The 25,833-nt window shown below is 72.0% G+C and carries 20 protein-coding genes and 1 riboswitch; of the genes, 12 read left to right on the forward strand and 8 right to left on the reverse strand.

The features are described from left to right. Positions 1-6: 6 nt before the first annotated feature. Together ACIQF6_RS25415 and ACIQF6_RS25420 are read right to left on the reverse strand one after the other, a co-directional pair. A complete protein-coding gene (locus ACIQF6_RS25415) occupies positions 7-798 on the reverse strand; it encodes a TetR/AcrR family transcriptional regulator (RefSeq protein WP_400898801.1) in 792 nt (263 codons plus the stop codon). 51 nt (positions 799-849) lie between these two features. Continuing rightward, positions 850-1,389 (reverse strand): NUDIX hydrolase, encoded by a 540-nt coding sequence (locus ACIQF6_RS25420; RefSeq protein WP_400898803.1) that lies wholly within the window; start codon positions 1,387-1,389, stop codon positions 850-852. 90 nt (positions 1,390-1,479) lie between these two features. Between ACIQF6_RS25420 and ACIQF6_RS25425 the strand changes: the two genes are divergently transcribed. After that, complete coding sequence (locus tag ACIQF6_RS25425; protein ID WP_400898805.1) at positions 1,480-2,700, forward strand: serine hydrolase domain-containing protein; 1,221 nt, start codon at positions 1,480-1,482, stop codon at positions 2,698-2,700. A gap of 364 nt (positions 2,701-3,064) precedes the next feature. On the opposite strand, the gene ACIQF6_RS25430 is transcribed toward ACIQF6_RS25425, so the two are convergent. Next, complete coding sequence (locus tag ACIQF6_RS25430) at positions 3,065-3,391, reverse strand: nuclear transport factor 2 family protein (RefSeq protein ID WP_400898807.1); 327 nt, start codon at positions 3,389-3,391, stop codon at positions 3,065-3,067. A 260-nt stretch (positions 3,392-3,651) separates the two neighbouring features. Continuing rightward, complete coding sequence (locus ACIQF6_RS25435) at positions 3,652-4,695, reverse strand: terpene synthase family protein (RefSeq protein WP_400898809.1); 1,044 nt, start codon at positions 4,693-4,695, stop codon at positions 3,652-3,654. A 276-nt stretch (positions 4,696-4,971) separates the two neighbouring features. On the opposite strand from ACIQF6_RS25435, the gene ACIQF6_RS25440 reads away from it, so the two are divergent. From ACIQF6_RS25440 to ACIQF6_RS25470, 7 genes are all read left to right on the forward strand, one after another. Continuing rightward, complete coding sequence (locus ACIQF6_RS25440) at positions 4,972-7,926, forward strand: ATP-binding protein (RefSeq protein ID WP_400898811.1); 2,955 nt, start codon at positions 4,972-4,974, stop codon at positions 7,924-7,926. A gap of 151 nt (positions 7,927-8,077) precedes the next feature. Continuing rightward, positions 8,078-9,148, forward strand: coding sequence for an aldose epimerase family protein (locus tag ACIQF6_RS25445; RefSeq protein ID WP_400898813.1), 1,071 nt, complete (start codon positions 8,078-8,080; stop codon positions 9,146-9,148). 313 nt (positions 9,149-9,461) lie between these two features. Beyond that, positions 9,462-10,742 (forward strand): extracellular solute-binding protein, encoded by a 1,281-nt coding sequence (locus ACIQF6_RS25450; protein WP_400898815.1) that lies wholly within the window; start codon positions 9,462-9,464, stop codon positions 10,740-10,742. Between the two features lie 113 nt (positions 10,743-10,855). Continuing rightward, entirely contained in the window at positions 10,856-11,806 is a 951-nt protein-coding gene (locus ACIQF6_RS25455; RefSeq protein ID WP_400898817.1) for a carbohydrate ABC transporter permease, read from the forward strand. A 50-nt stretch (positions 11,807-11,856) separates the two neighbouring features. Continuing rightward, complete coding sequence (locus ACIQF6_RS25460) at positions 11,857-12,756, forward strand: sugar ABC transporter permease (protein WP_400898876.1); 900 nt, start codon at positions 11,857-11,859, stop codon at positions 12,754-12,756. 41 nt (positions 12,757-12,797) lie between these two features. After that, positions 12,798-14,516 carry a glycoside hydrolase family 13 protein gene (locus tag ACIQF6_RS25465; RefSeq protein ID WP_400898819.1) on the forward strand — a complete coding sequence of 573 codons (1,719 nt, stop codon included), beginning with the start codon at positions 12,798-12,800 and terminating at the stop codon, positions 14,514-14,516. Positions 14,517-14,541: 25 nt separating this feature from the next. Next, a complete protein-coding gene (locus ACIQF6_RS25470; RefSeq protein WP_400898821.1) occupies positions 14,542-15,564 on the forward strand; it encodes a LacI family DNA-binding transcriptional regulator in 1,023 nt (340 codons plus the stop codon). Between the two features lie 140 nt (positions 15,565-15,704). Here ACIQF6_RS25470 and ACIQF6_RS25475 read toward each other — a convergent pair whose 3' ends face one another. Both ACIQF6_RS25475 and ACIQF6_RS25480 read right to left on the reverse strand, forming a co-directional pair. Beyond that, positions 15,705-17,645 carry an AMP-dependent synthetase/ligase gene (locus tag ACIQF6_RS25475; protein ID WP_400898823.1) on the reverse strand — a complete coding sequence of 647 codons (1,941 nt, stop codon included), beginning with the start codon at positions 17,643-17,645 and terminating at the stop codon, positions 15,705-15,707. Between the two features lie 163 nt (positions 17,646-17,808). Beyond that, positions 17,809-19,080: a transglycosylase family protein gene (locus ACIQF6_RS25480; protein ID WP_400898825.1), complete on the reverse strand. Its 1,272-nt coding sequence runs from the start codon at positions 19,078-19,080 to the stop codon at positions 17,809-17,811. 7 nt (positions 19,081-19,087) lie between these two features. After that, positions 19,088-19,261: riboswitch (cyclic di-AMP (ydaO/yuaA leader) on the reverse strand. 108 nt (positions 19,262-19,369) lie between these two features. Between ACIQF6_RS25480 and ACIQF6_RS25485 the strand changes: the two genes are divergently transcribed. After that, a complete protein-coding gene (locus ACIQF6_RS25485) occupies positions 19,370-19,573 on the forward strand; it encodes a hypothetical protein (protein ID WP_400898826.1) in 204 nt (67 codons plus the stop codon). A gap of 166 nt (positions 19,574-19,739) precedes the next feature. Beyond that, entirely contained in the window at positions 19,740-21,818 is a 2,079-nt protein-coding gene (locus tag ACIQF6_RS25490) for a hypothetical protein (RefSeq protein ID WP_400898827.1), read from the forward strand. A gap of 81 nt (positions 21,819-21,899) precedes the next feature. Here ACIQF6_RS25490 and ACIQF6_RS25495 read toward each other — a convergent pair whose 3' ends face one another. Then, positions 21,900-22,799, reverse strand: a complete 900-nt coding sequence (locus ACIQF6_RS25495) for a sirohydrochlorin chelatase (protein WP_400898829.1) — start codon at positions 22,797-22,799, stop codon at positions 21,900-21,902. A gap of 348 nt (positions 22,800-23,147) precedes the next feature. On the opposite strand from ACIQF6_RS25495, the gene ACIQF6_RS25500 reads away from it, so the two are divergent. Beyond that, complete coding sequence (locus ACIQF6_RS25500; RefSeq protein ID WP_400898831.1) at positions 23,148-23,384, forward strand: DUF397 domain-containing protein; 237 nt, start codon at positions 23,148-23,150, stop codon at positions 23,382-23,384. Between the two features lie 539 nt (positions 23,385-23,923). Here ACIQF6_RS25500 and ACIQF6_RS25505 read toward each other — a convergent pair. Continuing rightward, entirely contained in the window at positions 23,924-24,448 is a 525-nt protein-coding gene (locus ACIQF6_RS25505; RefSeq protein ID WP_400898833.1) for an ATP-binding protein, read from the reverse strand. A 419-nt stretch (positions 24,449-24,867) separates the two neighbouring features. Between ACIQF6_RS25505 and ACIQF6_RS25510 the strand changes: the two genes are divergently transcribed. After that, the gene (locus ACIQF6_RS25510) at positions 24,868-25,734 is read left to right on the forward strand and encodes a helix-turn-helix domain-containing protein (protein WP_400898835.1); all 867 of its coding nucleotides are present in this window, start codon (positions 24,868-24,870) and stop codon (positions 25,732-25,734) included. Positions 25,735-25,833 lie beyond the last annotated feature (99 nt).

Raw genomic sequence — 25,833 nt, forward strand, 5'->3', positions numbered from 1 at the left:
GGTGGGTCAGGAGTTCGGTGGGGTGGCGAGGTGGAGGAGGGTGGTGGCGAGGGCGGGGTTGGCGAGGGTGGTGGTGAGGTCGCGGACGAGGCGGGCGGTGGGGCCGTCGGGTTGTTCGGTGGAGAAGAACTCGGTGAGGAGGGGGGCGAGTTCGGGGTCGCGGGTGGCGGCGACGGCGAGTGCGGCGACCAGGTCCTGGACCAGGTGGAGTTGCAGGGTCTCGGCGGGGACGGGCTTGTCGGCGAGCCAGTCGAGGGAGCTGATCTCGGCGTTGGCGATCCAGGCGCGGACGGTGCGGCGCAGGGTGGGGCTGGGGTCGGCGAGGCCGAGGTGGCAGAGGATCTGTTCCTGGGCGGCGTGCCGGACCTGGTCGATGACGGCGTCGGCGTCGGCGCTGGCGGCGACCGAGCCGCCGCGCAGCAGCGCGGTGAAGCCGGCCTCGTGGGACTGGACGAAGTCCAGGTAGCGGCCCATGACGCGGAACAGGCGCTCGGAGACCGGGCCGTCGGCGGCCTCCTCGAAGCGTCCGGCGAGCTCCTGGCCGGCCCGGCGGAGGGCCTCTTCGTAGAGCGCCTGCTTGCCGGGGAAGTAGTGGTAGACCAGCGGGCGGGAGGCTCCGGCGGCGGCCGCGATGTCGTCGATGGAGACGTCCTCGGGGGCCCGGTCCGAGAACAGTTCCAGGGCGACCGCGATGAGTTGTTCGCGGCGTTCGTCGACGGTGAGCCGCCGCCGGGGGGTGCGGGCGGCGGGCTGCTGTTCCTCCGCGCGGGGTGCCACGGACGGCATACGGGAAGCCATGCGGCCCACCCTAGTTCGTCGGGGTGGCACGGGACAGTACGAACCGGGTGGTCAGCCGGTGGTGCGCAGTTCGAGATAACGGCGCCAGGCCTCCCGGCCGTCGGGGACGAACTCCCAGGTGGTGAGGCGGTCGGCGAGTTCGTCCTCGGTGAGCCAGGTGTGCCAGGCGACCTCCTCGGCCTGCGGGGAGACCGGGCCGTCCCAGTCGGCCTCGTGGACGTCGGACCACCAGCTGAACCGTTCGCCGTCGGTGTAGCGGAAGCGGAACAGCGGGCGGGTGCGGATGCCGGTGACGCCGAGTTCCTCCTCGGCCTCCCGGACGGCGGCGTCCAGGTAGCTCTCGCCGGCGCCGACCACGCCGCCGACGAAGCAGTCGTAGGCGCCGGGGGCGAACACCTTGGTGTCGGTGCGGCGGTGGGTGAAGATCCGGCCCTGCGGGTCGCGGACCAGCACGAAGACGCAGCGGTGCAGCAGGTTGTCGCGGTAGACCTCGGAGCGGGGCGCGCTGCGCAGCACCCGGTCGTGCTCGTCGACCACGTCGACGAGTTCGTCCGAGGGGGAGGCGGCGGAGTCGGGGGCGGGAGTAGTCATGTCCGCCATTCTGGCCCGGGTCGGCCGGGGGGACCCGGGAGCTGCCGCTCCGGCGGCAGGCCCGCGGAGGGCGGTGCTTAAGGTGGGTGGGTGGAGATCCAGGGATTCACGGCGGACGGATTCGCGCCGGTCAGGGCGGCTTTCGAGGGCAACTTCCGGCAGTACGGGGAGCTGGGTGCGGCGTTCGCGCTGTACCTGGACGGCCGGAAGGTGGTCGACCTGTGGGGCGGTGACGCCCGACCGGAGGTGGGCGGCAGGCCCGCTCCGGCGGTGGCCTGGGAGGCGGGCACCGCGCAGGTGCTGCGGTCGGTCACCAAGGGGCTGACGGCTGCGACGGCGCTGCTGCTGGTGCAGCGCGGGCTGCTCGACCTGGACGCCCCGGTGGCGGCGTACTGGCCGGAGTTCAAGCAGGCCGGCAAGGAGCGGATCCCGGTGCGCTGGCTGCTGTCGCACCAGGCGGGGCTGCCCGCGCTGGACGTGCCGCTGCGGATCGAGGACGTGCTGGCGTGGGACCCGGCCGCGGCGGCCGTCGCCGCGCAGGCCCCGGCGTGGGAGCCTGGCACCGCGCACGGCTACCACCCGCTGACGTTCGGCTGGCTGGTCGGCGAGGTGGTGCGGCGGGCCGGCGGGCGCAGCGTCGGGCAGTACTTCGCGGAGCAGATCGCCGCGCCGCTCGACCTGGACCTCTGGATCGGGCTGCCCGCCGCCGAGTCCGGCCGGGTCGGCCGGCTGGTCGACCTGCCCGCGCCGGAGGCGGCCAGGACCGGGCCGGGCGGGATGCGGATGCGCCCCAAGCAGTCGGTGGTGGACGCCTACCGGGACCCGCGCTCGCTGACGGCCCGGTCGTTCGCCTCGGTGCGCAGCAGCGTGGACCTGAACGACCCGGCGGTGCAGGCCGTCGAGGTGCCGGGCGCGGCCGGCATCGGCACCGCCCGTTCCGTGGCCCGGTTCTATGCCGGGCTGATCGGACCCACTGAGGCGGCGGACGGCTCCGGGCAGCGGCGGCCGGCGCTGTTCGAGCAGGCCACCCTGGCCGAGGCGGCGGGCCCCGCGGTGCACGGTCCGGACCGGGTGCTGATCGTCAACACCACGTTCGGCCACGGCTTCTTCCGGCACGGCGGCAGCTCGCCGATGGCGTCCCCGGCGAGTTTCGGGCATCCGGGCCGCGGCGGCTCGCTGGGCTTCGCCGATCCGGAGCTGGGCATCGGCTTCGGCTACGTCACCAACGGCATGCAGCCGGGCGTCACCGGGGACATCCGGTCGCGGGCGCTGATCACGGCCGTCCGGGAGTGCCTGGCCGGTCGGGGCTGAGCCCTCGGGCCCGGGCCGGTCGGGCCTCGGACGGTCGGCGGCCGGGCGGGGCTGGGCGGGGCTGGGCTGGTTGAGCCTGAGTCGGGAGTGTTCGGCCGTTCGGGCCCGGGTCGGGAGTGTCCGGCTGTTCGGGCCTGGGCTGGTTGGGCCTGTGCTGGTTGGGCCTGGGCTGGTTGGGCCTGAGTCGGGAGCGTCCGGCCGTTCGGGCCCGGGCTGGTTGGGCCTGGGCTGGTTGGGCCTGGGCGGTCGGGGCAGGGCCGGGAGTGTCCGGCCGTTCGGGCCCGGGTCGGTCGGGCCTCGGGCGGTCGGCGGCCGGGCGGGGTGCGGATGGGCCCCGGCCGTCGACCGTCCGTCAACGGGCCGGTCAGGCCTGGCCGGTGTCGAAGTGGCTGACCCGGCCGTCCGGGTCGACGGTGAACTTCCAGGCGGTGCGCATCTCGCCCCAGGCGTCGTTGCGGAAGTCGGCGACCAGGGCGCGCCCGCCGGACTTCTCGGTCTGCACCTCGATGTGTCCGTGCGAGGAGAAGATCTCCCGGTCGACCCAGTCCGCCAGGTCGCGTTGGGAGCCGTCGTCGGACATCGTGGCGTCGTCCGTGAGGGCGGCGAAGAAGGCGTCCCGGTTGCCCGAGTTGACGGCGCCGAGCAGTCGGCGGACGGCCGGGTCGGAGAGCTTGTCGACGGCGATGGTCATGAGGGGTTCACTCCTTGGCGGTGGAACGGTGGATCGGACCCGACGGGTCGGACACTGACCCGACGTGACCACGCCGGACCGCCGTTTGCCAGCTCTTCTGGGCCGGTCGGAGCCGGTGCGCCACCGCTGCGGGCACGCTTCGGCCCCGGGCGCGTGCCGCGGGCCGGGGCCGGGGGAGTGGTGTGGTGTGATGTCCCGATGCGCGGATTCGCGCCCCGTTCGGGGAGGCGCGGTGCGGCTGTCGGACCGTCAGCGGGCCGTCACCAGAGCTGCTCCCACCACCAGGCGATCTCGGGATAGGGCGGCGGCGTGAGCCGGCCGTCGGCGGGGCGCTCGGCGCGCTCGGCGACCGGGACGACGCCCGGTACGCGGGGGGTGTAGCGGGCGGAGGTGAATCCCCACTCCAGGTTTCCGCTCACCAGGTTGGACAACTGCTGGATGTAGCGCCTCAGTTCGGGCCCGGCGCGGCGGCCGGCGCGGTCCGACAGGCGGAGGAACAGGCACATCGTGCGGTCGTGCAGCGCGGCGGCCTCCAGCAGGGCCTGGTCGCGGCTGCAGCCCAGATGTCGTTCCAGCGAGTCGACGATGTTGCTCTCCAGGGCGCCCTGGCTGTCCTCGCGTTTGTACGAGTAGACGTCGGCGGCGACCAGCACCAGGAACTTGGCGGCCTCGGTGAGGGCGTGCACCCGCGGCGAGTCCAACTGGGACTGCGGGACGGCGGTGCGCTCGCAGACCTCGATGATCTCGATGCAGGAGCGGCTGCCGCGGTCCAGCGGACCTATCGTCAGGTACTCGGACAGCGTCATCGGCCGGCCCTGGGCCCGGAAGGCGGTGACGGCGGCGGCGCCCATGAAGGACTCCAACTGGCTGTCCGCCCACCGCTTCACGGCCACCGCGGGGGCCCAGTCCCGGGCCCGGCGGAACACGTCGCGCACCGACGCGACGTAGATGTCCGACTCCTCCGGATGGGAAGGCGTGGAATTGATAACGGCCAGTAATGTGGCTGCTATCGTGAGTACACGGGACGGGTCCCGGCTCAGTCTGCCGGTGTCCCACTCGTCGTCCAGCGTCAACATGCTGCACAACCACTGCGAGACCAGTTCCAGCCCGGTGATGCCCTCGGCGTCCCTGGCGATCCGGCAGACGAATTCGTGTGCGCCGATGGCCAGGAGGCGGCGGCGGCGTTCCGCGTCGTGGCTGAAGCCCATGGCGTCGAGCCAGAGTTCGGTGCTCTTGCCGACGGCCTCGTGCGCGGGGTGCAGGGACGAGGGGATGGGGCAGAAGAGCGGGGGTATGGCAGCCAATGTTTCTCCAGAGCGGCCTGATGTGCTGGTGTGTCACGTCGGTTCGGGCTCGCGCCCGGCGTCGGTCTTCCCCAGCAAAGATCGAATACACCTGAGAAACCGGAAAGAGTTAATCCTAACGCTCCATCAGAGGCCTTGTCCGGTACGGCACTTGGCTCTGACCAGGTGATCCGACCACCCTTCGGGTCCACCGCCTGCGGGAACGCGGCCCGCGCGGCCCTTGACGGCGCTATGGTCGGAAACGGAGTGCGGGAGAGGCGAGTCGGAAGGACGGACGTGGCCGAAGAGCAGAGCGGGCCGCAGGAATCGGCGGCCGGTGAGGGAGCAGCCAGGCAGCGGCTGTGGGAACGCGACAGTGAACTCCAGTCCGCCGAACAGGCCGTGGACAAGCTGTGCCGGGAGTTCGCCGCCGGCGGCACCAAGATCGGTGAACTGCTGCTGTTCTCCGGGCCGCCCGGGATGGGCAAGACCACCATGCTCGAACAGGTCCGCCGGATCGCCGGAGCCCGCAAGGACCCCACCGTGCTGTTCGCCCGGGGCAGCGAACGGCAGAAGAAGGAACCGTTCCGCGTCCTGCGGCAGTTGCTGCTGCCCGTCCTCGGCGACCTCGACCAGGACGAGCGCACCGAGGTGTTCGGCAACTGGTACAACATCGTCGCGCCGGCCGTCGGCCTGGCCCCGCCGTCCGACGAGGTCGAGCGGATCGACCCGCAGGGCGTGCACGACGGCCTCGACTTCGTCATCACCCAACTCGCGCCCCGGCGCGCCCCGTTGGTCGTGGTGATCGACGACCTGCACGCGGTCGACCAGGAGTCGCTGGCCTGGCTGGCCTCGTTCGCGGTACGCGCCCGCGAACTCCCGGTGCTGCTGGTCTTCGCCTACCGCCACGAGTTCGACGAGGCGGCCCGCCCGCTCGTCCTGCAGATCCAGGAACGCGCCGAGCGCCGCCACGAACTGCACCCGCTCAACCCGCTGTCGATCGCCGAGATCGTGCACACCGAGTTCTCCGATGCCGACGACGCGTTCTGCCGCCAGGTGTGGGCCGTCACCGCCGGAGCCCCGTACGACACCGTCGCCCTGCTGCGCGAGGTGCGCGACCAGAACCTCGAACCCGTCGAGGAGAACTCGCCCCGGCTGCGCGACCTCGCCGCGGCCGCCCGCGGTCAGGGCCGCGACTACTGGCTCGACAAACTCGGCCCGACCATCATCCAGTTCGCCTGGGCCGCCGCCCTGATCGGCACCGAGATCAACGAGGAACTGGCCGCCACCATCTGCGCCCAGGGCCCGGCGCAGGCCGCCCAGTCGGTCCGCGAGCTGCGCCGGCTGCGGGTGCTCACCAGCCAGCCCAACGGCAAGCTCGAATTCGTCCACCCGCTGATCGCCACCTCGATCTACCAGTCGATCCCGGAAGCCACCCGCACCGGCATGCACGGCGTCGCCGCCACCGCGATCGAGGACCGGGGCGGCTCGCTGCTCGCCGCCTCCCGGCACCTGCTGGAGACCCACCCCGGCGAGGGCGACGACCGGATGGTCCGCAAACTGCGCCGGGCCGCCGCCGAGAACCTCGCCATCGGCGCCCCCGAAGCCGCCCGCCGCTGCCTGGAACGCGCCCTGGCCGAGCCGCCGGACGAGGACGACCGGGCCGAGGTGCTGTACGAACTCGGCAGCGCCGCCCTGCTCACCGACCCCGACGCGACCGCCAACCAGCTGCGCCGCGCACTCGACATCGAGGACGGCCTCAGCCCCGACCTGCGGGTCGAGGCGGTGTTCCGGCTGTCCGAGGTGATCGCCCACGGCGGCGACCTGACCGGAGCCGCCCGGCTCTGCCTGACCGAGGCGGAGAACACTGCCGAAGGCCTCGGCAGGGTCCGGCTGATGACCGCCCACCTGCTGTACACCGCCCTCCAGCGGGACGAGGACAACGGCCCCGAGCGGGCCGACCGGGTCACCGCGCTCGCCGCCCAGGTCGAGGAGGAGAGCGAGGCGTCCCGGCCGGTGCGCGCCCTGCACGCCTGGGACCTCGCCCTCAAGGGCGGCCCCACCGCCGAGGCGCTGCGGGCCGCCGAGGACGCCCTGGTGCTGGGCCGGCTGCCGCGCAGCCTCGGCTGGACCAACACCACCTGGAACTTCGAACTGCCCGCGCTGCTCGGCCTGTGCTTCGCCTACAACGACGAGATCGCCCGCGCCGAGAAGCTGTTCAGCTCCGCCATCCTGGAGTTCGAGATCGCCGGGTGGAGCGGCGCGCACCGCGGCTTCGCCTACTTCCTGATGGGCTTCGCCCGGCTGCGCCGCGGCTTCCTGCCGGAGGCCGAGGACTTCCTGCGCCGGGGCCTGCGGATCGCCGACCGGATGGGCACTGGCCTGCCGCTGCAGTGGAACCTGGTCGGCTCGCTGATCGACACCCTGCTGGCCCGCGGCCGCGACCGGGAGGCCTGGGAGATCGCGCAGAAGTACCGCTTCTCGCCGCCGTACCACCAGACCGCGCTGGTGCTGCCCGACGTCGCCACCATCTACGGCAAGCTGCTGATCTCCCGCGGCGACTACGACATGGCGGTCGAGGTGCTCGCCGAGACCGGCATGCGGCTGGACAAGCGCGGCTGGCGCTCCACCGTGCACGCCCCGTGGGCCGGCCACCTGGCGGTGGCGATGGCCCGCCGGGATCTGCCGTCCGCCCGGAAGAACGGCGACGACGCGGTCGCCCGGGCCCGGGAGTCCGGTTCGCCGTCGGCGATCGGCAGCGCGCTGCGGCTGGCCGCCAGCGTGTGGGAGGGCCCGCGCGCCGTCGAACTGCTCCAGGAGGCGGTCGCGCTGCTCGGCCGTTCCCCGGCCAGTTATGAGCACGCGCATGCGCTGGTCGACCTCGGGGCCGCCCTGGTGCAGGTCGGCCGCAGCCTGGAGGCCGCGGAACACCTGTACCAGGGAATGGAGTTGGCCAAGCACTGCGGCGCCGACGGCCTGGAGGTGCGGGCCCGCAACGTGCTCTCGGCGTCCGGTCTTCAGCCCAGCCGGGCGCTGGTGCCCGCCAGGGTCACCCTCAACCCGCAGGAGCTGGAGGTCGCCGAACTGGCGGTGCTGGCCCTGCCGCCGCAGCGGATCGCCGAACAGCTGAAGCTGCCGGTGTCGGTGGTCAAGCAGCGGCTGGCCGCCGTCCACCGCAAGCTCGGCACCGGGCCGGAGGGCCTCGCCGACGCCCTCGGGATTCCCGTCGACCGCCCCGGGCAGCCCGGCTGACGCTCCGACAAGCTGACGAACCGACGGTCCGACAGGCCGACGGTCCGACCGGGCGAAGGCCGCCCCGGCGCGCGGGAGCGGGTCACCGACCCGCCCGCCGGGGCGGGCTACGCTGGCCGAACAGGGTGATCACGAACCGAGGAGCAGCCCCATGACCGTGTCGGACCGGCCCACCGAGGTGCACCGGGCACCGTACGACCTGTCCGGGGCCGGGATGGGGCTGGAGCGGTGGACGCTGCGCTCCGACCGGATCGAGGCCTCCGTCATCACGCTCGGCGCGGCGCTGCACACCCTGACCGCGCCGGACCGCACCGGCACGCCCGCCCAGGTGCTGCTGACCACCGAGGACGTCGGCGCCCTGCTCGGCCCGGCCAAGCACTACGGCGTCACCGTCGGCCGGTACGCCAACCGGATCGCCGACAGCCGGATCACCCTGGACGGCGAGGACCACCCGCTGCTGCCGACCGGACACGGCGTCACCCTGCACGGCGGCCCCGACTCCTTCTCGCACCGGGTGTGGGACGCCGAGGAGATCCCCGGCGGGGTGCGGATGCACCTGCACTCCCCGGACGGCGACCAGGGCTTCCCCGGTGCGCTGGACGTCTGGACGGACTTCACGCTGGACGGCGCCGACCTGACGATCTCCTACCGGGCCGTCACCACCAGGCCCACGGTGGTCAACCTCACCAACCACGCCTACTTCAACCTGGCCGGCGAGGGCCGCGGCGACGTGCGCGGCCACCTGCTGACCATCGACGCGGACGCCTTCACGCCGGTCGACGAACGGCAGGTCCCGTACGGCCCGTTCGAGCCGGTGGCGGGCACCGGGTTCGACTTCACCGCCGCCCGGACGATCGCCGAGGGCCTCGCGGAGGGGCATCCGCAGCTGAAGCTCTCGCACGGCTACGACCACAACTGGGTGCTGCGCGAGCGCCCCGCGGACGGGCCGCCGGTGCGGGCGGCGCTGCTGGCCGACCCGGGCAGCGGGCGGACCCTGGAGGTGCTGACCACCGAGCCGGGCCTGCAGGTGTACACCGCGAACGGCTTCGACGGCAGCGTCACCGGCCCGTCCGGGACGGCGTACGGCCCGTTCGCGGGCGTCGCGCTGGAGACCCAGCACCACCCGGACTCGCCGCACCAGCCGTCCTACCCGTCGACCGAGCTGCGGCCGGGGCAGGAGTTCCGCTCCAGCACGGTGTTGCGGCTGGGCACCGCCGGCTGACCGCAGCAGCGCACCGAAAGAGGGCCCCGGGAGCTTCCCGGGGCCCTCTTTCCGCTGCTCGGCGGGGGTGTGGCTGCAAGGAGTTTCCGCAAGGCCACGGATGGTCAAGACGCGCGGCGGCAACTCTAAGGACACGTCGATGTAACGATCACCGTCATCTTGCGGAAACTTGCTGCAAGGACTTTCAGGCGTGCGCGCCCCGCTGTTACGTTCCTGCTCAAGCCCGACGGCCTGCAACGGCGCAGTCGGCCCGGGACAGCCATTATGCGCGGTCCTCCCCCACTCGGGCACCCTCATCTTTCAAGGAGTTTCCATGCGGCGTGGTATCGCGGCCTCCGCTCTCGTTGCGGCTCTTGCGGTCACCCTTGCAGCGTGCGGCAGCAGCGGCTCCGGCTCGGACGCCAAGGGCGACGGACCGGTCACCATCACCTACTGGGACACCTCGAACGCCACCAACGAGGCGCCGAACTACCAGGAGCTGGTCAAGAAGTTCGAGGCCGCCAACCCGAACATCAAGGTCAACTTCGAGAACGTGCCGTTCGACCAGGCGCAGAACAAGCTCGAGACCGCGATGGGCGCCAAGGGCGCGCCGGACGCCTTCCGCTCCGAGGTCGGCTGGACCTCCGCCTTCGCCAAGGCCGGCTACCTGGAGCCGCTGGACGGCACCCCGGCGCTGACCGACGCCTCCGTCTTCCAGCCCTCGCTGATCCAGCAGGCCAAGTTCTCGGGCAAGACCTACGGCGTGCCGCTGGTCACCGACACCCTCGCCCTGATGTACAACAAGGAGCTGTTCGCCAAGGCCGGCATCACCGCCGCGCCGACCACCTGGGACGAGCTGAAGACCGACGCCGCCCAGCTGAAGGACAAGGCGGGCGTGGACGGCTTCTGGCTGAAGGCCGCCGACGGCTACTACGCCATGCCGTTCCTGTACGGCGAGGGCACCAACATGGTGGACGCCGCCGGCAAGAAGATCACCGTCAACTCGGCGGAAGCGGTCAAGGCCATCGAGACCTACAAGTCGATGTTCACCGCCCCCGGCACCGTGAAGGCCGACGTCACCACCGACGCCTACGCGCACATGATGGACGCCTTCAACAGCGGCAAGGTCGCGGCGATCATCCAGGGCCCGTGGGAGGTCACCAACGTCTACAAGGGCTCCGCCTTCGCCGACAAGAAGAACCTCGGCATCGCGGCCGTCCCGAACGGCTCCGCCGGCAAGGGCGGCGCCCCGACCGGTGGCCACAACGTCTCGGTCTACGCCGGCTCCGACGCCGCCCACAAGGCCGCCGCCGAGAAGCTCGCCGCGTTCCTGACCTCCGCCGAGAGCCAGACCTTCCTCGCGCTGAAGAACGGCACCCTGCCGACCCGCAGCGACGCCTACACCGCCGAGGTCAAGGCCAACCCGGGCATCGCCGACTTCCAGGCGATCCTGACCTCCGCCCAGCCGCGCCCCGAACTGCCCGAGTACGCCTCGCTGTTCGGCTCCTTCGGCACCAACCTCGGCAAGATCGTCCAGGGCCAGTCCGACACCAAGGCCGGCCTGGACGCCACCGCCACCGACTACGCGAAGCTCCTGCCGGACTTCGCCAAGTAAGTCGGAACCAGCTCGCCCGGCCCACACCTGACGGTGGGCCGGGCGCGCTCCGTCAGACCCACAGCACCAGTCGCCGAGGCAGGCGGCGGACCTCCCGGAGAAGGTGTCAATCCATGGCAGTTGCGGTCGTTCAGCGCATCAGGCTGTCGTACTCGAAGTACTGGTACGCGTACGCGATGGTCGCGCCCGTCGTGGTCGTCCTCGGGGTGCTGGTGGGCTACCCGCTGGTGCGCGGGTTCTACCTGACCCTGACCAACGCCACCAGCCTCAACGTGGGCCGCCAGATCGGCGTCAACCACATACCCGACAGTTTCGACTTCGTCGGCCTGGACAACTACGCGGACGTGCTGTGGGGGCCGACCGCCTACGACCGGTTCTGGTCGCACTTCATCTGGACCGTCATCTGGACCGTGATCTGCGTGGTCCTGCACTACAGCATCGGTCTGGGCCTGGCGATGCTGCTCAACCGCAAGATGCGCGGCCGCAGCCTGTACCGGCTGGTGCTGGTGCTGCCCTGGGCGGTGCCGACCTTCGTCACCGTCTTCTCCTGGCGGCTGATGCTCGCCGACGGCGGCGCCGTCAACGGCCTGCTGTCGATGCTCCACCTGCCCGAACCCGGCTGGCTGTCCGAGCCGTTCGCGCAGAAGTGCGCCGCGATCATGGTCAACACCTGGGTCGGCGTGCCGTTCATGATGATCTCGCTGCTCGGCGGGCTCCAGTCGATCCCGGCCGAGCTGTACGAGGCCGCCGAGATGGACGGCGCCAGCGCCTGGCAGCGGTTCCGCTACGTCACCCTGCCGGGCCTGCGGACTGTCTCGTCCACCGTCGTGCTGCTCGGCGTGATCTGGACCTTCAACCAGTTCGCCGTCATCTACCTGCTGTTCGGCTCCGGCGCCCCCGACGCGCAGATCCTGGTCACCTGGGCCTACCGCCTCGGCTTCGGCCAGCAGCCCAAGGACTACGCGCAGTCCGCGACCTACGGAATCCTGCTGCTCTCCATCCTGATCGTCTTCACCACCTTCTACCGCCGCTGGCTGGCCCGGAACGAGAAGGCCAACGGATGAGCGCCGCCACCGAGCCGCAGCCCAAGGACCACGACCAGGCAGGTAGCCCCATGACCCTCACCGCCGACCGCCCCGCCGCCGACCCGGCACCCGCAGAACGAGCCGTCAAGGCCCGTCCGCGCGGCGAGTCCTCCCGGCTGGCCTCCGTGCTCTCGCACGGCACCCTGATCATCGCCAGCCTGATCGCGCTGTTCCCGGTGCTGTACATCGCGTACATCTCGCTGGGTCCGGACGACATGGACTACCTGCACCCGGCGAAGATCATGGACAAGGCCACCTTCGCCAACTACGGCCGAGTGCTCAGCGACACCAACTTCCTCAGTTGGTTCGGCAGTTCGGCGATCGTGGCCGGCGGCACCACGCTGTTCGGCGTGCTGATCGCCGCCTCCACCGGCTACGCGGTCTCCCGGATGCGCTTCCCCGGGCACCGCCAGCTGATGTGGATCCTGCTGGTCACCCAGATGTTCCCGATCGCGGTGCTGATCGTGCCGATGTACTACATCCTGTCCAGCCTGCAGATGCTGGACAGCTACACCGGTCTGGTGCTGGTCTACTCCGCCACCACCGTGCCGTACTGCGCCTGGCTGCTGAAGGGCTACTTCGACACCATCCCGGTGGAGATCGACGAGGCCGGCCGGGTCGACGGGCTGTCCCCGTTCGGCACCTTCTGGCGGCTGATCCTGCCGCTGGCCCGCCCGGGCCTGGCGGTGGCCGCGTTCTACTCCTTCCTGACCGCCTGGGGCGAGGTCGCCTACGCCTCCACCTTCATGCTCTCGTCCAGCAAGTACACCCTGGCGGTCGGCCTGGCCTCGTTCGTCAGCGAGCACGACCACCAGTGGCAGCTGATGGCCGCCACCTCGGTGCTCATCGCGATCCCCGCCGCGGTCGTCTTCTACCTGGTGCAGCGCCACCTGGTGACCGGCCTGACGGCCGGCGCGGCCAAGTCCTGAACCTCCGTCACCTTCCACAGCACCCAAGGGATGACTGTCCAATGACCCAGAACCTGGCCGACGCCTCCCGGCCCGCCGCCGTTCCCGCCGCTCGGACGACTGCTGCGACCACCGGGGCCTCCAGAGGCGGCTGGTGGCGGGACGCGGTCATCTACCAGGTGTACCCGCGCAGTTTCGCCGACGGCAACGGGGACGGCATGGGCGACCTGCCCGGCATCCGCAGCCGCCTGCCCTACCTGCGCGACCTCGGCGTGGACGCGGTGTGGCTCTCGCCGTTCTACGCCTCCCCGCAGGCCGACGCCGGCTACGACGTCGCCGACTACCGTGCCGTCGACCCGATGTTCGGCACCCTGCTGGACGCCGACGGGCTGATCCGCGACGCCCACGACCTGGGCCTGCGGATCATCGTCGACCTGGTCCCCAACCACTCCTCGGACCAGCACGAGTGGTTCCAGCGGGCGCTGCGCGAAGGCCCCGGCACGCCGCTGCGCGAGCGCTACCACTTCCGCCCCGGCAAGGGCGAGAACGGCGAACTCCCGCCCAACGACTGGGAGTCCATCTTCGGCGGCCCGGCCTGGACCCGCAGCGCCAACCCCGACGGCACCCTCGGCGAGTGGTACCTGCACCTGTTCGCCCCGGAGCAGCCCGACTTCAACTGGGACAGCCCCGCGGTCGCCGACGAGTTCCGCTCCATCCTGCGGTTCTGGCTCGACATGGGCGTCGACGGCTTCCGGATCGACGTCGCCCACGGCCTGGTCAAGGCCCCCGGCCTGCCCGACCTCGGCGGCCACGACCAGCTGAAGCTGCTCGGCAACGACGTCATGCCGTTCTTCGACCAGGACGGCGTGCACGCCATCTACCGCAGCTGGCGCAAGATCCTCGACGAGTACCCCGGCGACCGGATCGGCGTCGCCGAGGCCTGGACCCCGACCGTCCAGCGGACCGCCAACTACGTCCGCCCCGACGAGCTGCACCAGGCGTTCAACTTCCAGTACCTGGGCACCGATTGGGACGCCGGCAAGCTGCGCGAGGTGATCGACCTCTCGCTCGACTCGATGCGCCCGGTGCAGGCCCCCACCACCTGGGTGCTGTCCAACCACGACGTCACCCGGCACGCCACCCGGTTCGCCAACCCGCCCGGCCTGGGCACCCAGATCCGCACCGCCGGCGACCGCGAACTCGGCCTGCGCCGGGCCCGCGCCGCCACCCTGCTGATGCTCGCGCTGCCCGGCTCCGCGTACATCTACCAGGGCGAGGAGCTCGGCCTGCCGGACGTCACCGACCTGCCCGACGAGGTCCGCCAGGACCCGTCGTTCTTCCGGCAGGCCGGCCAGGACGGCTACCGCGACGGCTGCCGGGTGCCGATCCCGTGGTCCGGCACCGAGGCCCCGTACGGCTTCGGCCCGGTGGCCGGTGGCCCGAGCTGGCTGCCGCAGCCCGCCAGTTGGGCCGAGCTGTCGGTAGAGGTCCAGACCGGTGACCCGACCTCGACGCTGGAGCTGTACCGCGCCGCGCTGGCCGTGCGCCGCGAGCAGCCCGCGCTCGGCGCCGGCGCCGACGTCGAGTGGCTGGCCGCCCCCGAGGGCCTGCTGATGTTCCGTCGCGAGTCGGCCGAAGGGTCGTTCGTGTGCACCGTGAACACCACCGGCGAGAGCGTCGGCATCCCGGCGCCCGGCCGTCTGCTGCTCTCCTCCGCCGTCGTGACGGAGGCGGAGGACGTCGAACTGCCGGCCGACAGCACCGCATGGTGGGCGGTCTGAGGTGGCCGCAGTAGGCTCTGGGATCGTGACTACGGCGCGACTCTCCGACATCGCGGCGCAGGCGGGGGTCAGTGAAGCCACCGTCAGCCGCGTACTCAACGGTAAGGCGGGCGTCTCCGCGACCACCCGACAGACGGTGCTGGCCGCGCTGGACGTGCTCGGCTACGAGCGTCCCACCCGGCTGCGCCAGCGCAGCGCCGGGCTGATCGGTCTGATCACCCCGGAGCTCAGCAACCCGATCTTCCCCGCGCTCGCCCAGGTCATCGAACAGGTGCTCAGCCGGCACGGCTACACGCCGGTGCTGTGCACCCAGACCCCGGGCGGCTCCACCGAGGACGAACTGGTGGAGATGCTGGTGGAACGCGGGGTGGCCGGCATCGTGTTCGTCTCCGGACTGCACGCCGACACCACCGCCGACCACGACCGGTACGCCAAGCTGTCGGGCCGTCAGGTCCCGTTCGTGCTGATCAACGGCTACAGCGAGAAGATCGCCGCGCCGTTCATCTCCCCGGACGACCGGGCCGCGATGTGGATGGCCGTCCAGCACCTGGTCGAACTCGGCCACGACCGGATCGGGCTGGCGGTCGGTCAGAAGCGGTTCGTCCCCGTGCTGCGCAAGATCGAGGGCTTCACCGCCGCGCTCCAGCAGCTCACCGGGCGCACCGCCGAGCAGGCCGCCGAGCTGATCCACCACACCCTGTTCAGCGTGGAGGGCGGGCATGCGGCCGCCCAGGCGCTGCTCGACAAGGGCTGCACCGCGATCGTCTGCGGCTCGGACATGATGGCGCTCGGTGCGATCCGCGCGGTGCGCCAGCGGGGCCTGTCGGTGCCGCAGGACGTCTCGGTGGTCGGGTTCGACGACTCGCCGCTGATCGCGTTCACCGAGCCGCCGCTGACCACGGTGCGCCAGCCGGTCGAGGCGATGGCCACCGCCGCCGTCGACGCCCTGCTGGAGGAGGTCGGCGGAAACCCGGCGCAGCGCTCCGAGTTCATGTTCCAGCCGGAGCTGGTGATGCGCGGCTCCACCGGGTCCGGCCCGCGCAACTGACCGTCCGAGTCGATGACTTGCGGCCCTCGTTCCTCACGGAGCGGGGGCCGCAGGTGTGTCGGGCGCCATCGGCTGTACACGGCTCGCCGGCCGAACGCGGCACGTCGGCCGAACACGGCCCGTCAGCTGAACACGGCCCGTCAGCTGTACAACTGCTCGATGTCGCGCCGGTAGGCGGTGCAGACGGCCTGCCGGCGGACCTTCAACGACGGGGTGAGCAGGCCGCGTTCCTCGGTGAAGTCGCCGCCCACCACGCGCACCCGGCGGATCGACTCGGCGCGCGAGACGGTCGAGTTGACGGCCTTCACCGCCTCGGCGAGCGAGGCCAGCACGGCGTGGTGCACCGGGATCGCGCTGGTCATCCCGGCGGCCGCCGGGTCCGTCCCGGCGGTGGCGGTGGCGCTGGTGTTCGGCGGGCGCATCCGGAGGAACTGCTCCACCGCCTCCGGGTCCAGGGTGAGCAGCGCACCCACGTACGAGCGGCCGTTGCCGACCACCAGCGCCTGGCTGATCAGCGGGTGGGCGCGCAGCCGGTCCTCCAGCGGGCCGGGGGAGACGTTCTTGCCGCCGGAGGTCACCAGGATCTCCTTCTTGCGGCCGGTGATGGTCAGGTAGCCGTCCTCGTCCAGCCGCCCCAGGTCGCCGGTGGCGAACCACTGCTCGCGCCCGGGTCTCTCCGCCCCCAACTCGTAGTAGCCGTCGAAGATCTGGCCCCCGCTCAGGAACACCTCGCCGTCCGCGGCGATCCGCACCGCGCTGCCCGGCACCGGCGGTCCGACGGTGCCCGGGCGGGGCCGCAGCGGCGGGTTCACGGTGGACGGGCCGGTGGTCTCGGTCAGCCCGTAGCCCTCGTAGACCAGCACGCCCGCGCCGGCGAAGAACAGCAGCAGCTCCGGATCTATCGACGAGCCGCCGCTGATCGCGTACCGGATCCGGCCGCCCATCGCCTGCCGCACCCTGCGGTACACCAGGGCGTCGTACAGGCCGTGCGCGAGACGCAGCGAGAGCGGCGCGGGGCTGCCCTCGCCGGCCAGCGCGGCCAGTTCGGCGCGGGCGTAGCGCACCGCGATCCCGGCCGCCCGGTCGAAGACCCGCACCGCGCCCTTCGCCTGCGCCTCGGCCCGCCCCAACTGGTGGATCTTCTCGAACAGGTAGGGCACGCCGACCAGGAAGGTGGCACCGAACGCGGCCAGGTCGGGCCGGAGTTCGTCGGGCTTCAGGGACGGGCTGTGGCCGAACCGGATCCGGCCGAAGACGCACGTCACCTGGATCATCCGGCCCAGCACGTGCGCCAGCGGCAGGAACAGCAGGGTGGACGGAGTCTCGCCGGTGGCCGCGGTGAACACCGGCTCCAGCATGGCGTGGCAGTTCGCCGCCTCGGTGAGGAAGTTGCCGTGGGTGAGCAGGCAGCCCTTGGGGCGTCCGGTGGTGCCGGAGGTGTAGATCAGGGTGGCCTCGCTGTCCGGGCCGAGCGCCGCGCGCCGCTGCTCCAACTCCCCGGCGGGGACGGCCTTTCCGAGCTCGCCGAGGGCGGTGACGGCGTCCTCGTCCAGCCGCCACAGCGGGACGGCGCCGCCGGTGCGGGCGATCGCCACGGTCAGCGCCTCGGCGGTGTCGGCGTCCTCCGCGACCGCCAGCACCGCGCCGGAGTCGCGGACGATCCACTCGGCCTGCTCGATCGAGGACGTCGGGTACACCGGGACCAGGGACGCGCCGGCCGCCCAGGCCGCGAAGTCCAGCAGCGTCCACTCGTAGCGGGTGCGCGACATCAGGACGATCCGCCCACCGGGCCGCACCCCGGCGGCGATCAGTCCGCGGGCGGTGGCCGCCACCTCCTCGGCGAACTGCCGGGCCGTCACCTGCTGCCAGCCGCCGTCCGGCCGGCGCCTGGTCAGCACCTCGGCGTCCGGGGCCTGTTCGGCGTTGCGGAAGGGCAGGTCGGCGAGGCTCCCGGCGTCCGGCGGCGGGACCAGGTGCGGAGTGCGGGCCTCGACGACCCGGCCGTCGGCGCGCAGGACTTCGACGGGCGCGCGGTCGCGGAGATGCTCGGCGCGGGCGGCCCGGGCGAGGGGGTGTGCCATCGGCGGACTCCCTTGGGTGGGTGAGGGTCCGCCCAGGGTAGGGACTCGGCCGCGAACTTACTAGACGGTAAGTTCCTTGAAAGTAACGGAGATTGTGCAAAAAGGCCGCGGCCCCCGGAGCCGACCAGGTCTCCGGGGGCCGCAGCCGTCACTGCGCGGGGTGTCAGACCCGACCGGCGAAGTCCGGCGCCCAGTTGGCGATGGTCTCGGTCTTCACGCCCGACTTCGGGTTGGCGGCCTCGACGTACTTGCCGTCGCCGATGTAGATCGCGACGTGGTACACGCCCGAGTTGGAGCCGTTGTTCGACCAGAACAGCAGGTCGCCCGGCTGCAGGCTGTTCAGCGAGACCCGGGTCGCGTAGTCGGCCTGGTCCGCGGCGACGCGCGGCAGGCTGATGCCGGCCTGGCGGAACGCCGCCTGGGTCAGGCCCGAGCAGTCCCAGCCGCCGTTGCCGGTGCCGCCGTAGATGTACGGCTGACCGACCTTCGACAGCGCGAAGTCGATCGCCGCGGCCTTCGAACCGGTCGCCTTGACCGCGGTGGTGGCGGTGGAGGTCGTGGTCGTGGTGGTGGCGGCGGGCTTGGCCGGGGTGGCCGGGGTGGCCGGCTTCGCCGGGGCGGGGGTGCTCGGCGCCGGCGTGTTGGAGGACTGGCCGCCGGAGCGGTTGCCGTTCCAGTTCGAGCCGGTGGCGGGCTTGGTGGACTGCTGGGTCGGGGTCTGGGCGACCGCGACGTTGCCGAGCGCCAGCTTCTGACCCGGGTAGATCATGTCCGGACCCTCGGAGAGGACGGAGCGGTTCAGCTCGTACAGCTTCTGCCAGCCGCCCTCGACGTTCTGGTGCTGGGCGATGGCGGACAGCCAGTCGCCGGCCACCACGGTGTAGCTGCCGTCGGCCTGGGGGGCCTGCTGGGCGGCCTGCGGCTGCGCCTGGGGCTTGGCCTGGGGCTTGGTCTGCTGGGTCTGCTGCGGGGCCTGGGACTGCTTCGGGGCCTGCGGCTGGGCCGGAGTCTGCTTCTGCGTGGTGTCCTGCGAGGTGGACGGCTTGGCGGAGGTGTCGACCTGCGGGGCGGCGCCGCCCTTGGTCAGGCCGGCCTGGACCGAGCACACCGGCCAGGCGCCGGGGCCCTGCGAGGCCAGCACCTTCTCGGCGACGGCGATCTGCTGGTCCTTGGTGGCCAGGTCGGCGCGCGGGGCGAAGGCGGTGCCACCGAAGGCGGCCCAGGTGGAGGCGGTGAACTGCAGGCCGCCGTAGAAGCCGTTGCCGGTGTTGATCGACCAGTTGCCGCTGGACTCGCACTGGGCGACCTTGTCCCAGGTGGCCACGGACGCGGCGGAGGCGGTGCCGGCGGCCAGGCCGGGAACGGTGAGGCCGATGCCCACGACACCGGTGGTGGCGATCAGGCGGCGGGCACGCTTGGTGCTGATGGGCAGCATGAAGATGCGATCCTCTCCCACGCCTGCGAGGTGAGCTGTCGGATTCGGGCTGGAGTTGCCCGGCCGCGCACACCGGTGACGGTGCGCACGGCTTCACCCCAAGCCCCGGACCGGTCCGTCAGGACCGCCCCAGGGCGACTTACCTGGTTCCCCCGCCCCTGCCGCGGTGCGTTTTTGCATGAGCCGGCACACCCGGCGGCAGGACTCGGCGTTCCGGGTGAGCTGGGTCCGTGTGACCACGAACGTGGGCAGGAGATTAAGCGGATTTAAGGACGATTAGCAAATGCCTGTGACGGCCGTCACCGGGCCGGGAAATGGTGATCAAGGAATTCCGGGCGAACTCCGCCGCATTTCGGGAGAACTGCTGCCCCGTCAGGGAATTGGTGATCTTGTGCCCGTTTTGGTAGGTTATGCCGCTTGGTGGGTAAATGTTCATCTTCGCGGCATTCGTGATCGCATCACTGGGGTGTTTTGCCCAGTTCTGTCCACCTGATGTTGACGGTCCGTGAAATCCAGCCCGCCCTCATTTCTGTCGAACTGACGAATGACGATACGTCAGAATGCTTAACCGCCTCGGAAGTCGCCGATATCTCCGGGGCCGCCACTTATGCTGCCCCCGACGATTCGGAGTCCCTGCGTGCGTTCGGGAGGCGGCCATCGTGGAGCAGAGCGTGAACGGGCGGCATCGGCGGCCCCTGCTGGGGCGGCGGCGGATGCTGACCTGGCTGGCCGTCGGGACGGTGACGGCGGTCGGCGGGGGAGTGGTGCTGCGGCAGTCGCTGGCCGGGGCGGCGGTGACACCGGGGGGCCCGCAACCGATCCAGGGCTCGCCCGTCCACGGGCAGCCGGCCCAGGCGGCACCGGCGCAGGCTCCGCCGGTGCTGGACGAGAGCGGACGGAAGTGGTCCGATGCCAAGGGCTGGGGCGGCAAGGTGCCCGGGCCGGGCAGTGCCGTGCGGATCACCGACAAGGTGGTGCTCGACACCGACGCCCGGGTCGGCTCGCTGCTGATCGACACCGGCGGCTCGCTGGTGTTCGCCAAGGACCGCTCGCCGACCCTGGAGAGCGGCGGCAACGTCGAGGTCCGCGGCATCCTCGCCCTCGCCCCCGACTCGGCGCACACCCACACGCTGCGCTTCCCCGACATCGACGAACGCCGCTTCCAGGGCGGTGGCATGACCGTCGTCGACACCGACACCGGCCTGTGGGTCACCGGCCGCGGCTACCTGCGCCTGGACGGCGCGCCCCGCACCGCCTGGGTGCGGGCTGCCGGCGGGTTGAAGGCCGGCGACACCGCGGTGCGGCTGGCGGCGGCCCCCGAGGGATGGCAGGTGGGCGACGAACTCGCCGTCACGCCGACCGCGCCGCCCTCCGCCGACGACTTCTCCAGCGCGTACGACCTGGTGACGGTCCAGCGGATCGACGGCCCGACCGTCACCCTCGCCGCACCGCTCCAGCACGCCCATCCGCAGGTGAACGCCGGCGGCGGCGCGGTGTTCGGCGCGGAGGTGCTCAACCTGACCCGCAACGTCCGGATCGAGGGCGCCGAACAGGGCCGGGCCCACGTCCACCTGACGTCCAGCCGCCCGGCCGACCTCCGGCACGCCGCGCTGCGGTACGTCGGGCCGCGGGCGGTCGGCAAGGAGAGCTGGAACGGGCAGCCCGTCACCGAACCGGTGCTCGGCCGGTACGGGCTGCACTTCCACATGCTGCTGGACACCTCCCGCGGCACCGTGGTCGAGGGCGTGGTGGTCCGCGACGCCGGCAGCCACGCGTTCGTGCCGCACAACAGCCACGGCATCACCTTCCGCGGCTGCATCTCCCACAACACCTGGGAGGACGCGTACTGGTGGGACGGCCCGGTCGACACGCGGAATCCGCAGGTGCCGTCCGACGACATCGCCTACCAGGGGTGCGTCGCCTCCCGGACCGTGTTCGAGCCCAACCCGCGCGGCTACCGGCTGACCGGCTTCAGCCTCGGCGCGGGCACCGGCTCGTCGGCACGGGACTGCGTGGCCGTCGGCGTGCAGGGCGCCACCGGCGCGTCCGGGTACGAGTGGCCGGAGAACAGCGAGGGGGTGTGGACGTTCGAGAACTGTCTGGCGCACAACAACCTGGAGGACGGCATCTTCGTGTGGCAGAACTCCGAACACGCCCACACCGTGACCGGGTTCGCCGCCTACCACAACGGCGGCTGGGGCATCGAGCACGGCGCCTACCTGAACGACTTCGCCTACAGTGCCTCGGTGCTGTACGGCAACGCCGCCGGCGGGATCGCCGTCCACGCGCTCGGCCGTGACAGGGGCACCGGGTTCGACGGGCTGCTGATCGACGCCGCCGGGCAGTCCGACTACGCCGTGGCCACCCTCAAGCACCAGCTCGACGGCGAGCCGGTGACCCTGAGCCGCAGCCGGCTGACCGGCTACCGCAAGGCGGGCGTGGCGTTCCGGGCCACCGCCGACGGCAAGCCCGACGACATCGCGGTGCTGGACTGCGAGTTCGGCGACGGGCCCGAGCTGTGGCTCGACCCCGACGCGCCCGCGCCCAAGCAGATCCTGTTCCGCAAGGCCGGGCAGTCGCAGACCGTCGCGCTCACCAAACCCGCGCCCGGACTCGCCGCCGGGCCGTGGAACGCCGCCACCGGCCCCGCGAACGCGCCCACACCGCCCCGGCAGGTCGCGCTGCCCGCGCTGAAGTTCACCGACAGCGCTCCGCGGACCGGACGCGTCACCGGCTGACGTCCCGGCGGACATGAAAGCGCGGCGGGCGGGAGCGCGTCGATGCGCTGCTCCCGCCCGCCGCGGTCCTCGGACGGCGCGTCAGCGCGCCGCGTGCGCCCCCGGCGTGGTGCGCTGCTCGGCCGCGGCGGCCGCCGCGGCCTCCAACTGCTCCTGGGTGGGTTCGGGGAGCGCCGCCAGGTAGCTGGAGGCGATCAGCTGAGCGACCGTCGGGTAGGCGCCGATCGGGGCGGCGCTCGGGCAGCCGGTCTCCTCGGCGGCGGCGGCCAGCAGCTCCGGGTCGGCCTCCGGGCCGATCACCAGCGGGGCCAGCGCGGGGCGCTCGCAGCCGGTGGCCTTCAGGTGGTTGACGGCCGCGGCGACCGAGCCCGGCACGTCCAGCGCGGCCGGGACCACCGGCACGGCGAGGCGGGCGGCCAGCAGCACACCGGTGATGCCGGCGGCGGCAGCGGCCTCCTCGCCACCGGTGGTGGTCAGCACCACGCCGTCGGCGGCGGTGGCGATCGCGAACAGGCGGGCGCGGTCGGCGCGGGCCAGGTCCGCCTCGGACAGCCGCACGTGCACCGCCTCGGCCAGCAGCGGGTGCGGGCCCAGCGGGTCCAGCACCGCGGCGCCGGTCTCGGCGGCCGCCTTGTACAACTCCGGCAGGAACTCGTGCGGCCCGGGAACCAGCGGCAGCACCACCGGCGCGGCCAGGCCGGCCTCGGCCGCCGCGGTCAGCAGGTCGGCCACCGTCGGAGCGTCCTCGCCGCCCAGGTAAGCGGCCGTCACCTCGATGCCCGGCTGGTCGCCGCGCACGATGGACAGCAGCTCTTCGACGACCGGGCGGGTCTCCGGCCCGGCGACGGCCGGAACCGCCAGCACCAGGGCAGGCGAGCCGGCCATGATCTCGGGGCGCTCGGGACGGCGGTGGCGCCCCCGCGCACGGGAGCCTGGCGTACGGACGGGCAGTGGCGCGCCCGGGATGGCTGCGGTGCTCATGCGCCAGATCGTAGGTCATTGCCCAGCGCACCTTGCAGCCGGATACCGACAGTGGGCGGCTTTCCGCCAGGAAGTGACGGTCATCACAGCGGCAGTTGTGACTGGCTGTGAGGCGCGAGGCGGGCGGTGATGATCGACAACGCGCTGACGGCCGTGTGCGGACGGTCATGGCGAGTTGGTCGATTTGATCGACTGTGTCCCCTTACGCACCGTCAATTACGGCCCTGTGAAGGGTTGGTGACAGCATCGGCACGGTCTTTTGCACGGGAAATATCCCATGCTGATGCACGTGCAGCCGAGCTATCATCACGTCAAGTGAGGCATTCACCAGGGTCTGGGGAGAAATCAATGGGTGAGGCGTACAACGGCATGGCGGCGGCGGACCTCGACGTGGTCTGGCAGAAGAGCGGCTACAGCAACTCGAAGGGCAACTGCGTGGAGTTCGCCGCGCTGCCGAACGGCGACGTCGCGATGCGCAACTCGCGCTTCCCCGACGGGCCAGCGCTGGTCTACACCCGCGCGGAGATCGACGCCATGCTGCTCGGCGTGAAGGACGGGGAGTTCGACCACCTGGGCAACCCCTGACGGTGTGTCAAGGACGATGCCCCTCGGGCCGTCGTGGGAGATCCCACGACGGCCTCTGTGTTTTTCGGCTTCCTGCTTCAGTTTCAGCGACGCCCGGCCGGCGGCTGCCGGTTCCCGGTTCGGGCGCCTGGCTGTGGGCGTTCGGTTCGGGGCTTCCCGCTCCGGGGCTTCCCGCTCCGGGGCTCCCGCTCCGGGGCTCCCGCTCCGGGGCTCCCGCTCCGGGCGTTCGGTTCGGCGCTTGCGGCCCCGGGCTTCCCTCTTCGAGGCCGGGCTTCCCTTTTTGTGGCCGGGGCCGGGGCCGGGGCCGGGGCCGGTCCGGTCCGGCTTTGGACTTCGGCGGCCCGGCACCTCGGCGGCCTCGGGCCGGGGCCTCGGGCTGTTCGGTCTCGGGGCGCGGTGGCCTCCGGCCGGCCGGCCGGTGGTCTGGCGGTGCGGTCGGCGGTCGGTGGGGCCGGAGGGTGGCGCAGTCGGGTCGGAGGGCGGTGCGGTCGGCGTCGGGTGCAGCAGAGGGGGAGCGGCGCGTCAGGCGGAGCGGCGCGTCAGGCGGAGCGGCGGTGCCGGCCGAGGTTGGGCAACGGGGCTTCGGCGGCCGGCTCCGGCTCGTGGGCGTCGAACACGGCCCACACCACCTTGCCCGCGCCTGCCAGCGGGTGCCAGCCCCAGGAGCGGGAGAAGGAGTCCACCAGGTGCAGTCCGCGGCCGGACTCCGCCACGAAGTCGGCCTCCCGGGCGATCGGGCCGGCGCTGGACGGGTCGCTCACCGCGCACACCACCTGCGGGGCCCGGTGCACCAGGCTGATCCGGATCGGCAGTGAGCCGACCGCCAGTTGAGGGGTGGTCTGGGTCGGGACGCGGGACGGCTCGCGCTGGCCGAGCGCGTGCCGCAGCGCGTTGGTCACCAACTCTGAGGCCACCAGGGCGACATCGTCGAAGAGGTCACCGAGCCCCCAGCCCTCGAGGGTGGTCCGGGCGAACTCCCGCGCGGTGCGTACGGCTTCGAAGCGGGGAGCGAGCGTGCAGCTGACCACATGCGGGTCGGTCGCCAGGGCCGTACCGGTGCTCATGAAGAGCTCCTCCCATAAGGGGGCGGACACGGCGGGACCCACCGGGGTCATGCCGGTCACCTCCGACTCGCTCGGCCGCTCTGGCCGCCGCGCCCGACCGCTGCGCGCACACGCAAGTACCCAGCGACGCACGGGCGTTGCCGGGACGGGTGTGCGGAATCGCGCAAGCTGTCGACGCGGAGCCCGCGGGGTTGCCAAGGGCGTGCAAGTGCACGTGCACCATGGTCCTCTGCGCTCACGGCAGATGCAAGAGTCGATTCACGTGCAGTCGTGCGATTGGCATATGCATGCACCGGATGCACGTGCAAGATGGTGTCTGCGCGTCAGAACCGGTAGCCCAGCGCACTACTACCGGCACTCAGTGCGTCCAAGTGATGGCAGACTGTGCAACTGGTCTTTCCGAGTGGAGGTTTGGTCAGATGACCACAGTGCAGCCCGGTGGGGGCTCGATGGTGCGCCGCATCCTCCTCGGCTCCCAGCTCCGCCGGCTCCGCGAGAGTTGCGCGATCAGCCGGGAGGACGCCGGCTATGCGATCCGCGCCTCGGAGTCCAAGATCAGCCGGATGGAACTCGGCCGGGTCTCCTTCAAGGAGCGTGACGTCGCCGACCTGCTCAGCCTCTACGGCCTGGCCGGCGGCGCCGAGCGCGAGACCCTGCTCGCCCTGGTCCGCGAGGCCAACAAGTCGGGCTGGTGGCACAGTTACAACGACGTGCTGCCGAACTGGTTCCAGACCTACATGGGCCTGGAGGAGGCCGCCGCGCTGATCCGCACCTACGAGGTGCAGTTCGTCCCCGGCCTGCTCCAGTGCGACGAGTACGCCCGGGCGATCTTCGCGCAGAACCGGCCCGCGCTCGCCGACGACGAGATCGAGCGCCGGGTCGCGCTGCGCGCCCGGCGACAGAAGCTGCTCACCGAGGGTCGCGGCCCGAAGCTGTGGGCCGTCATCGACGAGGCGGCGCTGCGCCGGCCGGTCGGCGGCCCCGAGGTGATGCGCGCCCAGCTGGAGCACCTGGTCGACCTCGCCCAACTCCCCAGCGTGATACTCCAGGTGATGCCCTTCCGGTTCGGCGCGCACGCCGGTGAGAGCGGCGCGTTCTCGGTGCTGCGCTTCCCGGAGCAGGACCTGCCCGACGTGGTCTACCTGGAGCAGCTCACCAGTGCGCTGTACCTGGACAAGCGCGACGACGTGGACGAGTACGTCCAGGTCATGGAGCGGCTCTGCGTGGACAGCCTGACCCCGCAGCAGACCCTCGACCTGCTCCAGGGCATCCTCAAGAACCAGTGACGCCAGGCCCGGTCGGGCTGGCCGGGCCGGCGGGGCTGGCGGGGCCGGCGGGGCCGGCGGGGCCGATCGGTCCGACCTGGGCCGACGGTGTGTCAGATC

It is taken from the genome of Kitasatospora sp. NPDC092948 (assembly GCF_044754805.1).
In the GTDB taxonomy this organism is placed as follows: Bacteria; Actinomycetota; Actinomycetes; order Streptomycetales; family Streptomycetaceae; genus Kitasatospora.